Source organism: Weizmannia sp. FSL W8-0401 (assembly GCF_038009125.1).
In the GTDB taxonomy this organism is placed as follows: Bacteria; Bacillota; Bacilli; order Bacillales; family Bacillaceae_C; genus Weizmannia; species Weizmannia coagulans.
This window is the reverse complement of record NZ_JBBPAG010000001.1, coordinates 2,982,160-2,996,783: the sequence shown is the minus strand read 5'-3', so window position 1 is coordinate 2,996,783 and position 14,624 is coordinate 2,982,160. Positions and strand designations below refer to the sequence as shown.

Genomic DNA, 14,624 nt, shown 5'->3' with positions numbered 1-14,624 from the left:
AGCGAAAAGAAGATGCGCCGGTCATGCGCGCATCTTCTTTTCATTGTAAAAAAACCAGCATTCATTTAGCAGTTTAATTTCACTGCGCCTTTTCTCGCAAAAAGCTCTCCGTATTTGGTTTTGAAACCATACCGGCACACAAACGCCCCCTTGTTCCTGAATGCTGAAACAAAACCAATCCCCCGCACTTTTACTAAAGTATATGCTATAATAACTTGTCATGTGAAAAGAAAAGCGCGGGTGCCCGCGGCATCTATTTTCATTATGAGTAAGGGGGCTTACGGCCATGGATAACAAGGAACTGCAAGGCCTTGTGGAAAAAATATCGATGGAGTATTTTCACAAACCTTTCCGGCATGCAGCCTCATTTAATCCCCGGCTGCGGACCACCGGGGGAAGATATTTGTTAAAAAGCCACAATATCGAAATCAATAAAAAATATTTAGAAGAACTCGGGGAAAAAGAACTGATCGGCATTATCAAACATGAACTTTGCCATTACCATCTTCATCTGGAAGGGAAAGGATACCGGCACCGGGATGCGGATTTCAAACAATTGTTAAAGGAAACGGACGCGCCCCGCTATTGTACCGTCCTGCCGAGTAAAGCAGCTTCCCGCCCGTCCCGCCGCCCGTCCCCGCGTTACGAATATGTCTGTAGGGAATGCGGCATCCTATACAGAAGGCAAAGAAAGGTCAACACCAACCGGTACGTTTGCGGAAGATGCGGCGGCAAACTGGTGCTGCACAAAATGTATGCTGAACCGGGCCGGAAATAATGGGCATGGAGCATCTTCGAAACAAGCTTTAAAAATAAATTTCAAAACAGGGTTGACACCTTCGTGTCCCGTCATTATAATGTTAAGAGTCGACAAGATGTTGCTTGTTATTCCGCAGTAGCTCAGTGGTAGAGCAATCGGCTGTTAACCGATCGGTCGTAGGTTCGAATCCTACCTGCGGAGCCATTTTGGGGAAGTACTCAAGTGGCTGAAGAGGCGCCCCTGCTAAGGGCGTAGGTCGCGTAAGCGGCGCGAGGGTTCAAATCCCTCCTTCTCCGCCATACATACAAAGCAGTAATCGCGGCCCGTTGGTCAAGCGGTTAAGACACCGCCCTTTCACGGCGGTAACACGGGTTCGAATCCCGTACGGGTCATTTAAAACTTATCATATCATCAGTGGTTCCGTAGTGTAGCGGTTATCACGCCTGCCTGTCACGCAGGAGATCGCGGGTTCGATTCCCGTCGGAACCGCCATTGGGCCATAGCCAAGCGGTAAGGCAACGGACTTTGACTCCGTCATGCGCTGGTTCGAATCCAGCTGGCCCAGCCATTTTTGAGCCATTAGCTCAGTTGGTAGAGCATCTGACTTTTAATCAGAGGGTCGCAGGTTCGAATCCTGCATGGCTCACCATTTATCCGCGGGTGTGGCGGAATTGGCAGACGCACCAGACTTAGGATCTGGCGCCGCACGGCGTGGGGGTTCGACTCCCTTCACCCGCACTGTTTAGTATGATATGCGGAAGTAGTTCAGTGGTAGAACATCACCTTGCCAAGGTGGGGGTCGCGGGTTCGAATCCCGTCTTCCGCTCCATAAAAAATGATTGACATCCACAAAACCCTTTGATATAATGTAAAGGTGTCAAGTTAATAACGCGGTCGTGGCGGAATGGCAGACGCGCTAGGTTGAGGGCCTAGTGGGAGTTAAATCCCGTGGAGGTTCAAGTCCTCTCGGCCGCATTTACGCGCCCATAGCTCAATTGGATAGAGCGTTTGACTACGGATCAAAAGGTTAGGGGTTCGACTCCTCTTGGGCGCGCTATTTTTCATGCAAAAAAAGATCGGTTTCCATCTGCATAAAAAGCTTAAAAGCTTATCGAGCAGTTGAAAACTTTATAAAAACAGGCATTGGTTTTATAGTTTTTGGGGCAGGGAAAAGCGGGAAATAGCTCAGCTTGGTAGAGCACATGGTTTGGGACCATGGGGTCGCAGGTTCGAATCCTGTTTTCCCGATTTGCATGCGGGTGTAGTTTAGTGGTAAAACCACAGCCTTCCAAGCTGTTGTCGTGGGTTCGATTCCCATCACCCGCTCCAAATTTTATGTTGACAGTGACTTGTTATCATGCTATACTTAATAAGTTGCTGCTTGAAATTGTTCCTTGAAAATTGGACAAAACGAAACGTCAAATTCTTTTTGAGCTTTTATCAAACATCTTTACTGAGAGTTTGATCCTGGCTCAGGACGAACGCTGGCGGCGTGCCTAATACATGCAAGTCGTGCGGGCCTTGTTGAAAGCTTGCTTTTAACAAGGCTAGCGGCGGACGGGTGAGTAACACGTGGGCAACCTGCCTGTAAGACCGGGATAACGCCGGGAAACCGGGGCTAATACCGGATAGTTTTTTCCTCCGCATGGAGGAAAAAGGAAAGGCGGCTTCGGCTGCCACTTACAGATGGGCCCGCGGCGCATTAGCTAGTTGGCGGGGTAATGGCCCACCAAGGCAACGATGCGTAGCCGACCTGAGAGGGTGATCGGCCACATTGGGACTGAGACACGGCCCAAACTCCTACGGGAGGCAGCAGTAGGGAATCTTCCGCAATGGACGAAAGTCTGACGGAGCAACGCCGCGTGAGTGAAGAAGGCCTTCGGGTCGTAAAACTCTGTTGCCGGGGAAGAACAAGTGCCGTTCGAACAGGGCGGCGCCTTGACGGTACCCGGCCAGAAAGCCACGGCTAACTACGTGCCAGCAGCCGCGGTAATACGTAGGTGGCAAGCGTTGTCCGGAATTATTGGGCGTAAAGCGCGCGCAGGCGGCTTCTTAAGTCTGATGTGAAATCTTGCGGCTCAACCGCAAGCGGTCATTGGAAACTGGGAGGCTTGAGTGCAGAAGAGGAGAGTGGAATTCCACGTGTAGCGGTGAAATGCGTAGAGATGTGGAGGAACACCAGTGGCGAAGGCGGCTCTCTGGTCTGTAACTGACGCTGAGGCGCGAAAGCGTGGGGAGCAAACAGGATTAGATACCCTGGTAGTCCACGCCGTAAACGATGAGTGCTAAGTGTTAGAGGGTTTCCGCCCTTTAGTGCTGCAGCTAACGCATTAAGCACTCCGCCTGGGGAGTACGGCCGCAAGGCTGAAACTCAAAGGAATTGACGGGGGCCCGCACAAGCGGTGGAGCATGTGGTTTAATTCGAAGCAACGCGAAGAACCTTACCAGGTCTTGACATCCTCTGACCTCCCTGGAGACAGGGCCTTCCCCTTCGGGGGACAGAGTGACAGGTGGTGCATGGTTGTCGTCAGCTCGTGTCGTGAGATGTTGGGTTAAGTCCCGCAACGAGCGCAACCCTTGACCTTAGTTGCCAGCATTGAGTTGGGCACTCTAAGGTGACTGCCGGTGACAAACCGGAGGAAGGTGGGGATGACGTCAAATCATCATGCCCCTTATGACCTGGGCTACACACGTGCTACAATGGATGGTACAAAGGGCTGCGAGACCGCGAGGTTAAGCCAATCCCAGAAAACCATTCCCAGTTCGGATTGCAGGCTGCAACCCGCCTGCATGAAGCCGGAATCGCTAGTAATCGCGGATCAGCATGCCGCGGTGAATACGTTCCCGGGCCTTGTACACACCGCCCGTCACACCACGAGAGTTTGTAACACCCGAAGTCGGTGAGGTAACCTTTACGGAGCCAGCCGCCGAAGGTGGGACAGATGATTGGGGTGAAGTCGTAACAAGGTAGCCGTATCGGAAGGTGCGGCTGGATCACCTCCTTTCTAAGGGGAAAAGCGTAGGGCGCTCGTTCATCGGCGTACGGATTTCGAAGTCTTCGACTGAGATAAAGGAAACACGATGAGCCTTAAAGGCGAATCGATGCCCGCTTATCGTAGGGAGAAGACGTAGAAATACGCTAGCCGATAGCGCCCGGAGCTAGACATAAAAGGAAAACCTTCGGTTTTCCGAAATTAAGTTTGGCGTTTCCGTTTTGTTCAGTTTTGAAGGTCCAATCCTTCAGTATGTGTTCTTTGAAAACCGGATAGGAGAAATAAACCAAGTAAACCGAGAATCGCTTATTTTTGGATTTAAACCTTTTATGGTTAAGTTAGAAAGGGCGCACGGCGGATGCCTTGGCACTAGGAGCCGATGAAGGACGGTACAAACACCGATATGCTCCGGGGAGCTGTACGTAAGCTTTGATCCGGAGATTTCCGAATGGGGAAACCCCCTGTCTTTAATCGGACAGGATTCCTGCCTGAATCCATAGGGCAGGAAGGGCACACCCGGGGAACTGAAACATCTCAGTACCCGGAGGAAGAGAAAGCAATTGCGATTTCCCAAGTAGCGGCGAGCGAACAGGAAACAGCCCAAACCGGAAGGCTTGCCTTCCGGGGTTGTAGGACACTCATATGGGAGTTACAAAAGAACGGGGTAAGTGAAGCGGCCTGGAAAGGCCTGCCGGAGAAGGTAAAAGCCCTGTAACTGAAACTTCGTTCTCTCCCGAGTGGATCCTGAGTACGGCGGGACACGAGGAATCCCGCCGGAATCCGGGAGGACCATCTCCCAAGGCTAAATACTCCCTAGTGACCGATAGTGAACCAGTACCGTGAGGGAAAGGTGAAAAGCACCCCGGGAGGGGAGTGAAAGAGATCCTGAAACCGTGTGCCTACAAGTAGTCAGAGCCCGTTAACGGGTGATGGCGTGCCTTTTGTAGAATGAACCGGCGAGTTACGGTCTCATGCAAGGTTAAGCTGAAGAAGCGGAGCCGCAGCGAAAGCGAGTCTGAACAGGGCGAAAGAGTATGAGGCCGCAGACCCGAAACCAGGTGATCTACCCATGTCCAGGGTGAAGGCAAGGTAACACTTGCTGGAGGCCCGAACCCACGCACGTTGAAAAGTGCGGGGATGAGGTGTGGGTAGCGGAGAAATTCCAATCGAACTTGGAGATAGCTGGTTCTCTCCGAAATAGCTTTAGGGCTAGCCTCAAGCGGAGAGTTTTGGAGGTAGAGCACTGTTTGGACGAGGGGCCCTCATCGGGTTACCGAATTCAGACAAACTCCGAATGCCAAAAACTTATGCTTGGGAGTCAGACTGTGAGTGATAAGATCCATGGTCGAAAGGGAAACAGCCCAGACCGCCAGCTAAGGTCCCAAAGTATACGTTAAGTGGAAAAGGATGTGGCGTTGCTTAGACAACCAGGATGTTGGCTTAGAAGCAGCCATCATTCAAAGAGTGCGTAATAGCTCACTGGTCGAGTGACGCTGCGCCGAAAATGTACCGGGGCTAAACGTATCACCGAAGCTGCGGATGGACACCGTTTGGTGTCCGTGGTAGGAGAGCGTTCTAAGGGCGTTGAAGCCGGACCGGAAGGACCGGTGGAGCGCTTAGAAGTGAGAATGCCGGTATGAGTAGCGAAAGAAGGGTGAGAATCCCTTCCACCGAATGCCTAAGGTTTCCTGAGGAAGGCTCGTCCGCTCAGGGTTAGTCGGGGCCTAAGCCGAGGCCGAAAGGCGTAGGCGATGGACAACAGGTTGATATTCCTGTACCGCCTCTTCACCGTTTGAACGATGGGGGGACGCAGGAGGATAGGGCAAGCGCGACACTGGTTGATCGCGTCCAAGCAGTTAGGCCGGTGCGGAGGCAAATCCTTCGCGCCAAGGCGGAGCTGTGATGGCGAGGGAAATTAAAGTACCGAAGTTCCTGATTCCACACTGCCAAGAAAAGCCTCTAGTGAGGTGAAAGGCGCCCGTACCGCAAACCGACACAGGTAGGCGAGGAGAGAATCCTAAGGTGAGCGAGAGAACTCTCGTTAAGGAACTCGGCAAAATGACCCCGTAACTTCGGGAGAAGGGGTGCTTTTTGGGGTGTATGCCCCGGGAAGCCGCAGTGAATAGGCCCAGGCGACTGTTTAGCAAAAACACAGGTCTCTGCGAAGCCGCAAGGCGAAGTATAGGGGCTGACACCTGCCCGGTGCTGGAAGGTTAAGGAGAGGGGTTAGCCGCAAGGCGAAGCTCTGAACTGAAGCCCCAGTAAACGGCGGCCGTAACTATAACGGTCCTAAGGTAGCGAAATTCCTTGTCAGGTAAGTTCTGACCCGCACGAAAGGTGTAACGATCTGGGCACTGTCTCAACGAGAGACTCGGTGAAATTATAGTACCTGTGAAGATGCAGGTTACCCGCGACAGGACGGAAAGACCCCATGGAGCTTTACTGCAGCCTGATATTGAATTTTGGTACAGCTTGTACAGGATAGGTAGGAGCCTTGGAAACCGGAGCGCCAGCTTCGGCGGAGGCATCGGTGGGATACTACCCTGGCTGTATTGAAATTCTAACCCGCACCCCTTACCGGGGTGGGAGACAGTGTCAGGCAGGCAGTTTGACTGGGGCGGTCGCCTCCTAAAAGGTAACGGAGGCGCCCAAAGGTTCCCTCAGAATGGTTGGAAATCATTCGCAGAGTGTAAAGGCATAAGGGAGCTTGACTGCGAGACTTACAAGTCGGGCAGGGACGAAAGTCGGGCTTAGTGATCCGGTGGTTCCGCATGGAAGGGCCATCGCTCAACGGATAAAAGCTACCCTGGGGATAACAGGCTGATCTCCCCCAAGAGTCCACATCGACGGGGAGGTTTGGCACCTCGATGTCGGCTCATCGCATCCTGGGGCTGTAGTCGGTCCCAAGGGTTGGGCTGTTCGCCCATTAAAGCGGTACGCGAGCTGGGTTCAGAACGTCGTGAGACAGTTCGGTCCCTATCCGTCGCGGGCGCAGGAAATTTGAGAGGAGCTGTCCTTAGTACGAGAGGACCGGGATGGACGCACCGCTGGTGTACCAGTTGTCTTGCCAAAGGCATCGCTGGGTAGCTATGTGCGGAAGGGATAAGTGCTGAAAGCATCTAAGCATGAAGCCCCCCTCAAGATGAGATTTCCCACAGTTTAACTGGTAAGATCCCTGAAAGATGATCAGGTTGATAGGTCCGGGGTGGAAGCGCGGTGACGCGTGCAGCTGACGGATACTAATCGATCGAGGACTTAACCAAATAGAAAAGCGAAGGTGCCTTGTTTAGCCCCGACAAGCGAATGTTCTGACCGGCATGGAGCCGTCTTTTGGCTCCGTGACGGGCAGGTGATTCGACCTCGAGGGGCTAGGCACCGGAGCTAGACAATAGAAAAGCGGAAGCGCCTTGGTCATCGGCGTATGAACTTCAAGGCCCCCGCCTGAGATAAAGGAAACACGACGAGCCCTAAAGGCGAGTCGATGCCCGCTTATCGTAGGAAAGGGGGACGGGAAGTTCACTAGCCGATAGGCGCTGGAGCTGGACAATTCTCAAAGTTAGAAGCAGAAACGCATTCTCAGTTTACAGTTTTTTCTCCCATCCGGTTTTCAGGGAATACAATTATTTCTCTTGATAAATAACAGCAACTGTGTTATACTATCTCTTGTCATTAAGGTCCGGTGGCGATGGCGGAAAGGTCACACCCGTTCCCATCCCGAACACGGAAGTTAAGCTTTCCAGCGCCGATGGTAGTTGGGGGTCTCCCCCTGCGAGAGTAGGACGCTGCCGGGCCTGAATATATTATTATCGCGGGGTGGAGCAGTCTGGTAGCTCGTCGGGCTCATAACCCGAAGGTCGCAGGTTCAAATCCTGCCCCCGCAATCGATCCAGAACAAGCAGCGGTTTGCCTGCTTGTTCTTTATATTTTTTTATCGTGTTTTTGCGTAATTGCCCAAAATCGGTTAAACTAGAATTGGATTGAAGCATCCTTAGGAACATTCCTAAGGTTTTTTTTATAAGGGGTGCCGTACTTGGGATTGACGGCAATTTGCGATAAAGTTGTAGAGGAGAGGCGGCAAATGGGAAATTATCGTTTCATTTCCAACAGCCCTGAAGAGACTTTTTCTTTCGCGGAAAAAATGGCTGCCCATCTGAAACCGGGGGATGTCCTTCTGCTGGAGGGTGACCTGGGGGCAGGAAAAACGGTTTTTACAAAAGGGATTGCGAACGGGCTGGGCATTCGCCGTACCGTGAACAGCCCGACTTTTACCATTATAAAGGAGTACCGGGGGAAACTGCCGCTGTATCATATGGACGTATACCGTTTGGAGGATGCACAGGAGGACCTTGGTTTTGATGAATATTTTGAAGGTGATGGCGTGACGGTTGTGGAGTGGGCACATTTTATCAAAGATTTGCTGCCTGAGAGCTATTTGGAAATCCGCATTTTCCGCTTTGAAGGAGACCGCAGGCTTATTGAAGCGGAACCGTTTGGGGTCCGTTATGTATCATTATGTGAGGAGATTTTTGGATGAAAGTTTTGGCAATCGATACTTCAAATGAAGTGCTGGGCGTTTCATTGGCCGATGATCATGTTGTGCTGGCCGAATATATGACAAACTTGAAAAAAAATCACAGTGTTCGCGTGATGCCGGCTGTGCAGGAGGTCATGGTGGCGTGCGGGATAAAGCCGGCTGAGCTGGATAAGATTGTGGTGGCAAAGGGGCCCGGATCTTACACCGGCATACGGATTGGCGTCACGATCGCAAAGACGCTGGCCTGGAGCCTTCAAATTCCATTGGCGGGGGTTTCCAGCCTGAAGTTGTTGGCGGCGTCCGGCCGTTATTTTGACGGGTATATTTCCCCGCTTTTTGATGCGCGCAGAGGGCGGATTTATACCGGTTTGTACCGCTATGAAAACGGGATTTTGCAAACGGCAGTGGAAGATTGCAATATATCATCCGCTGAATGGGGCACCCGGTTAAGTGCGCTGGGGGCGCCTGTGTTATTGATCGGCCAGCATGTTGCCCTTCATCAAGCCGTTCTTGCGGAAAAACTGGGAGACAAAATGACGGTAGCGGATTGGACCCTGCATAACCCGAGGCCGGGCGAACTGGCCAGGCTCGGGATGGATGAACCGGGCGCGGAGATACACACTTTCGTTCCAAATTACATACGGTTAGTAGAGGCAGAAGCCAAATGGCTTGAAAAGCATAAACGGGAGAGTCATTAAAAATGGAAAAAACGGGGAAAATAACGCTGCGGAAAGCCACGCTTAAAGATTTGGACGGAATATATAATGTAGAGATGCGATCTTTTACGATGCCGTGGACACGTGAAGCATTTTACAACGAACTGGTTCACAATCACTTTGCCACGTATCTTGTGCTTGTCGAGAATGAAAAGGTCATCGGTTATTGCGGCGTGTGGGTCATTGTCGATGAGGCGCACGTGACCAATCTTGCGGTGCTCCCGGAGTACCGGGGCCGGAAACTGGGAGAGACGCTGTTAAAAAATGTGATGGCTTATGCCGCATTGAACCATGCCAAAACGCTCAGCCTGGAGGTACGCGTCAGCAATATAGTTGCGCGCTCCTTATACAGGAAGCTCGGATTTCGGGAAGGCGGCATCCGGAAAGGCTATTACACGGATAATTATGAAGACGCAATTGTGATGTGGGTGAATTTATAAATGGAAAAAGATTTGTTGGTATTAGGCATAGAAACGAGCTGCGATGAAACGGCTGCAGCTGTCATTAAAAACGGGACGGAAATTGTTTCCAATGTGGTCGCTTCCCAGATTGAAAGCCACAAACGGTTCGGCGGGGTGGTGCCAGAGCTTGCATCCCGCCACCATGTCGAGCAGATTACCATTGTCATTGAGGAAGCGATGCAGCAGGCAGGCGCGGCTTTTAAAGACCTGGATGCGATTGCCGTGACAGAAGGGCCCGGGCTTGTGGGTGCGCTGCTTGTTGGCGTCAATGCTGCAAAGGCGCTCAGTTTTGCGCATCAGATTCCACTTGTCGGCGTCCACCATATTGCCGGCCATATTTATGCGAACCGGATCGGGCATGAGATGAAATTTCCGCTGCTTGCGCTCGTCGTTTCAGGCGGGCACACGGAGCTTGTGCTGATGAAGGGCCATGCCGAGTTTGAAGTAATCGGCGAAACGAGAGATGACGCGGCAGGGGAAGCTTATGACAAAGTGGCGCGGACGTTGAACCTTCCTTATCCGGGCGGTCCGCAGATTGACCGGCTTGCCCATGAAGGAAAGCCGGATGTTGATTTGCCGCGATCCTGGCTGGAAGGGACTTATGATTTCAGTTTCAGCGGGCTTAAATCAGCCGTCATTAATACCCTCCATAATGCCGCGCAGCGCGGGGAAAGCATTCGGCCTGAAGATATGGCTGCAAGCTTCCAGCAAAGTGTGATTGATGTATTGGTCGGTAAAACTGTGGAGGCGGCAAAAACGTTCGGCGTCAAAGAAGTGCTGGTCGCCGGCGGTGTTGCCGCGAACAAAGGATTGCGCGCTGCCCTTTCAGAAGCATTCCGGGATCTTCCTGAAGTGGACTTGCGCATCCCGCCGGTCCAGTTATGCACAGACAATGCGGCGATGATTGCCGCATGCGGGACGGTGCTTTTTGAAAAGGGAAAAAGAAGCGCCCTTGATTTAAATGCTTATCCCGGGCTGGACATTGAAAACTTTTAAAAAGGGTTGTGAAAAACCGGTGTATGGGAATCGCCCATACACCGGTTTTTTTTGGAGATATGCAGGGGAATTGTGCACAATCTGTGGAAAAGTTGTTGATAAATGATTGGGCTTGTGCAAAACTTTTAAATTTTTTTCCGGACAGGTTGTGGGTATTGTGAATAAATCTGTTGATAATTGTGGATTTTGTGGAAAAACGTTTTAAAAAGCAAGAAATCAAAATACCGCCTGTGTATAAATCTGTGCATGGCACGCGATGCCAAAAATAAAAACCTGTGCAGAACATTTCCGCACAGGTCCAACATTACTCCGCCAGTTCGGCCCACTCTTCCATCAGCGCGTCCAGCTCCGTTTTCCGCTGCTCCAGTTCTTCTGTCAGCTCGCGGATTTTAATATGGTCCTGGAAGATTTCCGGGTCGGCCATTTTTTCTTCCCTGTCATGAATTTCTGTTTCCAACGTTTCAATTCTAGTTTCAATTTCTTCAATCCTCCGCTTTTTTTGCCGCTCGCGTTTTTTTGCTTCTTTATCCTGCCGATAGTTGTTTTTCGCCGGCTGTTCCGCTTTTACCTTTTCTTGTTTCGCGTTTTCCAGGCGCGCAATTTCCAGCATTTCTTCTTTTTTTTGCACATAATAATCATAGTCACCGAGAAATTCACGGGTGCCTTCCGGCGAGAGCTCCACCACTTTTGTGGCGATCCGGTTAATGAAATAGCGGTCGTGGGAAATGAACAGAATGGTTCCCGGGTAATCAATTAGCGCATTTTCCAGCACTTCTTTACTGTCCAAATCAAGATGGTTTGTCGGTTCATCTAAAATCAGAAAGTTCGCCTTTTCCAGCATCAATTTGGCGAGGGCAAGCCGGGCTTTTTCGCCGCCGCTTAAGGATGAGACGGTTTTTAAAACGTCATCGCCGGAAAAAAGAAAATTCCCGAGTGCCGTGCGGATTTCTTTTTCTGTTTTCAGCGGGTATGCATCCCATAATTCCCGGAGGACCGTTTTATTGGAAGATAGGTCGGCCAGTTCTTGATCGTAATAGCCGGTCATAACGCCTGAGCCGTATTCGATCGTGCCGGATATCAGCGGGATTCTCCGTATAATCGACTTCAAAAGCGTTGATTTGCCGATGCCGTTCGGGCCGACAAGGGCAACGCTGTCTTGTTTTTTAACTGAAAGATGGATGTTTTTGGCAACCGGCTCCCCACCGTAGCCGATGGCAGCATCCCGGACATGAAGGACTTCGTTCCCGCTTTGTTTGGCAATTTCAAACGAAAACCGGGCGGATTTTTCATCGCCAAGCGGCTTGTCCATCAATTCCATTTTTTCCAGCTGTTTCCGCCGGCTTTGTGCCCGCTTTGTCGTGGTGGCCCGGGCAATGTTTTTCTGGATGAATGCTTGCAATTTCGCAACTTCTTCCTGCTGCTTTTCATATTGCTTGACTTCCCGTTCGTACTGGGCGGCCTTTTGTTCCAGGTACCGGCTGTAGTTGCCGTGGTATTTTTTGATGGAATGCCTTGAGATTTCATAGACCTGGTTGACGACTTTATCCAGAAAATAACGGTCGTGGGACACGATCAGAATGGCGCCTTCATATCCTTGTAAATACTGCTCCAGCCAGGTGAGCGTTTCGATATCGAGATGGTTTGTCGGTTCATCCAAAATTAAGATATCCGGCTTTGTGAGCAGCAACTTCGCCAATGCAAGGCGTGTTTTTTGCCCGCCGCTTAACGTCCGGATCGGGGTGCTGTAGTCGTACTGGTCAAAACGGAAGCCATGCAGAACGGACCGGATATCCGCTTCGATCTGATATCCGCCTCCATCTTTAAAGCGTGTCTGCAAAGTATCATAAGCGTGCAGCACTTTTTCATACTCCGCCCGGCGGTTATAAATCGCGGGGTCGGCCATTTTTTGTTCATATTCGCGGAGCTGTTTTTCCATATCCAGCAAATCTTTAAAAACCGACATCATTTCGTCCCAAATGGACAAATCTGATTCGAGCCCGGCATTTTGGGCAAGATAACCGATTTCGACACCATTCGGCACAATGATGGAACCTTCGTCATAAGAAAGCTGGCCGGCAATGATTTTCAGCAGGGTCGATTTTCCGGCCCCGTTTCTCCCGACCAAAGCGATCCGGTCTTTTGTTTGGATTTCTAATTTTATATCCGATAAAATAAGTTCAGCGCCATAATATTTTGTGACTTGTTGAACTTGCAGCAACATCATCGTTATGTTCACCTCTATATCATTGTAAGTGTACAGGAAGGCGAACTGCAACTCAACCGGCGTGATCGAAATTTGTCAAAAAACTTTTCACATAAATCCGTAAAAACCCATGAAAAAAATGCTCATTTGTGATATATTTAACATAGTTGGAGAGAGAAAAAGACACATGCAGGCATTTTTTAAAACATATTTTTTCTTTGTTCAGATAGGAGTAATATTATAATGAGGAATGGCAGCGCTGCCATTCCGGAATGGACGCACGATTGGAACCAGCAGCACGAAAAATTTAAGCTTTCAACTTGGGGGATTTCACATGAAGGATGAATCAGTAAAAATACCGCAAGCCACCGCAAAACGGCTTCCATTATATTACCGGTACCTGAGAAATTTATATACACTCGGCAAGCAAAGGGTATCATCGGCGGAACTGAGTGAAGCGGTGAAAGTCGACTCCGCCACGATACGCAGGGATTTTTCCTACTTCGGGGCACTTGGGAAAAAAGGTTATGGTTATAATGTAAAATATTTATTGTCTTTCTTCGGCAAGACGCTGAACCAGGATGAGATCACAAATGTAGCGCTGATTGGCGTGGGGAACCTCGGTACAGCCCTTTTGAATTACAATTTTTCGAAGAATAACAGCGCGCGGATTGTTATGGCATTTGACAATGACCCCGGGAAGGTGGGGAGCCATGTTGGCAATGTGCCTGTTTACAGCATGGACGAATTAAGAGAACGGCTTTGCGCGGAAGATGTAACGGTCGTGATTCTAACGGTCCCCGCTTCCAGTGCGCAGGCGGTGACAGACGAGCTTGCCAGTACGAATGTAAAAGGCGTTTTAAACTTTACGCCTGCCCGGCTGAACGTGCCGCCGGATATCCGTGTCCATCATATTGACCTGGCCGTGGAACTGCAGGCACTGATCTACTTTTTAAAACATTATTCAAATGATGAAGAAAATTTGAAAGAAACAAAAGAGCCGGTTGCGAAGCCATAGCCAAAAAGCTTTTTTTCCGTTATCATAATGGGTACAGGGGGTGGCCCGTTTGAAAACGGAATGCAGGCGCAAATGGAAATGGCCGGGTTTGGCTCTGGCGTGCAAAGGGAAAAGGGCGGATTCCACGCCGGCACTTAAAGGAGAACGGCGATGAATGCGAAAAAAATGCCGGTTACCGGACATATCCAGGAATTGAGAAAGCGGTTAATCACCGTTCTCATTTTCTTTCTGTTCGCCCTGGTTGTTGGCTTTTTTACCGCAAAGCCTGTTATACGTTATTTGCAGCACGCCGAAAATGCCGGCATGTTCACGATGAATGCCTTCAGGGTAACCGATCCCATTAAGGTTTTTATGGAAGTTTCGGTTGTGATCGCATGCCTGTTGACCCTGCCGGTGATTTTGTACCAGCTTTGGGCGTTTATAAGCCCGGGGCTGTATGAGAAAGAAAAGAAACTGACATTAAGTTACATTCCTGTTTCCATCCTGCTTTTTATAGCCGGCGTTTCTTTTTCCTATTTCGTGCTTTGTCCGCTGATGGTGAAGTTTATGATGGGCTTGTCAAATGAAATGGGCATTCGTGCGGTGATCGGGATCAGGGAATATATTCAGTTTCTGCTGGAAATCACGCTTCCGTTTGGCTTTGTGTTCCAAATGCCGGTCGTGGTCCTGTTTCTGACCCAGCTTGGCATCATTACGCCGAGGCTGTTGAAAAAGGCAAGAAAATATGCGTATCTTGCTCTGATTGCAGCAGCCGGCATCATTACCCCGCCGGACGTGTTTTCGCAGCTGATTACCTTTGTCCCGCTCGTTTTGCTGTATGAAGCGAGCACGCTGATTTCGAAAATGGCGTACCGCAATGCCCAAAAAGCGGCAAAAGAAATGCCAATGGATGAACAGACGATTCCTTCTGAATAAGAAAGCCGTTTTCCGGACGGAACCGGAA

The 14,624-nt window shown here is 50.4% G+C and carries 9 protein-coding genes, 13 tRNA genes and 3 rRNA genes; 23 read left to right on the top strand and 2 right to left on the bottom strand.

Features of this window, described 5'->3' with window-relative positions; genetic code table 11:
- Positions 1 to 21 precede the first annotated feature (21 nt).
- Positions 22 to 138: a cortex morphogenetic protein CmpA gene (gene cmpA / locus NSU00_RS14565; protein ID WP_100181618.1), complete on the bottom strand. Its 117-nt coding sequence runs from the start codon at positions 136 to 138 to the stop codon at positions 22 to 24.
- A 148-nt stretch (positions 139 to 286) separates the two neighbouring features.
- On the opposite strand from cmpA, the gene NSU00_RS14560 reads away from it, so the two are divergent.
- From NSU00_RS14560 to tsaD, 21 genes are all read left to right on the top strand, one after another.
- Positions 287 to 778 (top strand): SprT family protein, encoded by a 492-nt coding sequence (locus NSU00_RS14560; RefSeq protein ID WP_017553282.1) that lies wholly within the window; start codon positions 287 to 289, stop codon positions 776 to 778.
- 111 nt (positions 779 to 889) lie between these two features.
- Positions 890 to 964, top strand: a tRNA-Asn gene (locus NSU00_RS14555).
- A gap of 4 nt (positions 965 to 968) precedes the next feature.
- Positions 969 to 1,059 (top strand) — tRNA-Ser (locus tag NSU00_RS14550).
- A 21-nt stretch (positions 1,060 to 1,080) separates the two neighbouring features.
- Positions 1,081 to 1,152, top strand: a tRNA-Glu gene (locus NSU00_RS14545).
- A gap of 24 nt (positions 1,153 to 1,176) precedes the next feature.
- Positions 1,177 to 1,252: transfer RNA gene (locus NSU00_RS14540), tRNA-Asp, on the top strand.
- A gap of 1 nt (position 1,253) precedes the next feature.
- Positions 1,254 to 1,328: transfer RNA gene (locus NSU00_RS14535), tRNA-Gln, on the top strand.
- A 5-nt stretch (positions 1,329 to 1,333) separates the two neighbouring features.
- Positions 1,334 to 1,409 (top strand) — tRNA-Lys (locus tag NSU00_RS14530).
- A gap of 7 nt (positions 1,410 to 1,416) precedes the next feature.
- A tRNA-Leu gene (locus NSU00_RS14525) sits at positions 1,417 to 1,498 on the top strand.
- A gap of 16 nt (positions 1,499 to 1,514) precedes the next feature.
- Positions 1,515 to 1,589, top strand: a tRNA-Gly gene (locus NSU00_RS14520).
- 61 nt (positions 1,590 to 1,650) lie between these two features.
- Positions 1,651 to 1,735: transfer RNA gene (locus NSU00_RS14515), tRNA-Leu, on the top strand.
- Between the two features lie 5 nt (positions 1,736 to 1,740).
- Positions 1,741 to 1,814 (top strand) — tRNA-Arg (locus tag NSU00_RS14510).
- A 120-nt stretch (positions 1,815 to 1,934) separates the two neighbouring features.
- Positions 1,935 to 2,008, top strand: a tRNA-Pro gene (locus NSU00_RS14505).
- 7 nt (positions 2,009 to 2,015) lie between these two features.
- Positions 2,016 to 2,089, top strand: a tRNA-Gly gene (locus NSU00_RS14500).
- A gap of 120 nt (positions 2,090 to 2,209) precedes the next feature.
- Positions 2,210 to 3,765, top strand: a 16S ribosomal RNA gene (locus tag NSU00_RS14495).
- 319 nt (positions 3,766 to 4,084) lie between these two features.
- Positions 4,085 to 7,016, top strand: a 23S ribosomal RNA gene (locus tag NSU00_RS14490).
- A 412-nt stretch (positions 7,017 to 7,428) separates the two neighbouring features.
- Positions 7,429 to 7,544: ribosomal RNA gene (gene rrf / locus NSU00_RS14485) — 5S ribosomal RNA — on the top strand.
- Together the 16S, 23S and 5S rRNA genes with 13 tRNA genes alongside form the textbook arrangement of a ribosomal RNA operon.
- Positions 7,545 to 7,560: 16 nt before the next feature.
- Positions 7,561 to 7,634, top strand: a tRNA-Met gene (locus NSU00_RS14480).
- A gap of 197 nt (positions 7,635 to 7,831) precedes the next feature.
- Positions 7,832 to 8,287, top strand: a complete 456-nt coding sequence (tsaE, locus tag NSU00_RS14475) for a tRNA (adenosine(37)-N6)-threonylcarbamoyltransferase complex ATPase subunit type 1 TsaE (protein WP_013860668.1) — start codon at positions 7,832 to 7,834, stop codon at positions 8,285 to 8,287.
- Positions 8,284 to 8,985 (top strand): tRNA (adenosine(37)-N6)-threonylcarbamoyltransferase complex dimerization subunit type 1 TsaB, encoded by a 702-nt coding sequence (gene tsaB, locus NSU00_RS14470; protein ID WP_061567074.1) that lies wholly within the window; start codon positions 8,284 to 8,286, stop codon positions 8,983 to 8,985. The genes tsaE and tsaB overlap by 4 nt, the downstream gene beginning before the upstream one ends.
- Before the next feature lie 2 nt (positions 8,986 to 8,987).
- Entirely contained in the window at positions 8,988 to 9,443 is a 456-nt protein-coding gene (gene rimI / locus NSU00_RS14465; RefSeq protein WP_013860666.1) for a ribosomal protein S18-alanine N-acetyltransferase, read from the top strand.
- The gene (gene tsaD, locus NSU00_RS14460; RefSeq protein ID WP_013860665.1) at positions 9,444 to 10,460 is read left to right on the top strand and encodes a tRNA (adenosine(37)-N6)-threonylcarbamoyltransferase complex transferase subunit TsaD; all 1,017 of its coding nucleotides are present in this window, start codon (positions 9,444 to 9,446) and stop codon (positions 10,458 to 10,460) included.
- Positions 10,461 to 10,764: 304 nt separating this feature from the next.
- Here tsaD and NSU00_RS14455 read toward each other — a convergent pair whose 3' ends face one another.
- Positions 10,765 to 12,684 carry an ABC-F family ATP-binding cassette domain-containing protein gene (locus NSU00_RS14455; protein ID WP_029142999.1) on the bottom strand — a complete coding sequence of 640 codons (1,920 nt, stop codon included), beginning with the start codon at positions 12,682 to 12,684 and terminating at the stop codon, positions 10,765 to 10,767.
- Positions 12,685 to 12,997: 313 nt separating this feature from the next.
- Between NSU00_RS14455 and NSU00_RS14450 the strand changes: the two genes are divergently transcribed.
- Both NSU00_RS14450 and tatC read left to right on the top strand, forming a co-directional pair.
- Entirely contained in the window at positions 12,998 to 13,681 is a 684-nt protein-coding gene (locus NSU00_RS14450; protein ID WP_019720794.1) for a redox-sensing transcriptional repressor Rex, read from the top strand.
- A gap of 150 nt (positions 13,682 to 13,831) precedes the next feature.
- Positions 13,832 to 14,596, top strand: a complete 765-nt coding sequence (tatC, locus tag NSU00_RS14445; protein ID WP_061567072.1) for a twin-arginine translocase subunit TatC — start codon at positions 13,832 to 13,834, stop codon at positions 14,594 to 14,596.
- Positions 14,597 to 14,624 lie beyond the last annotated feature (28 nt).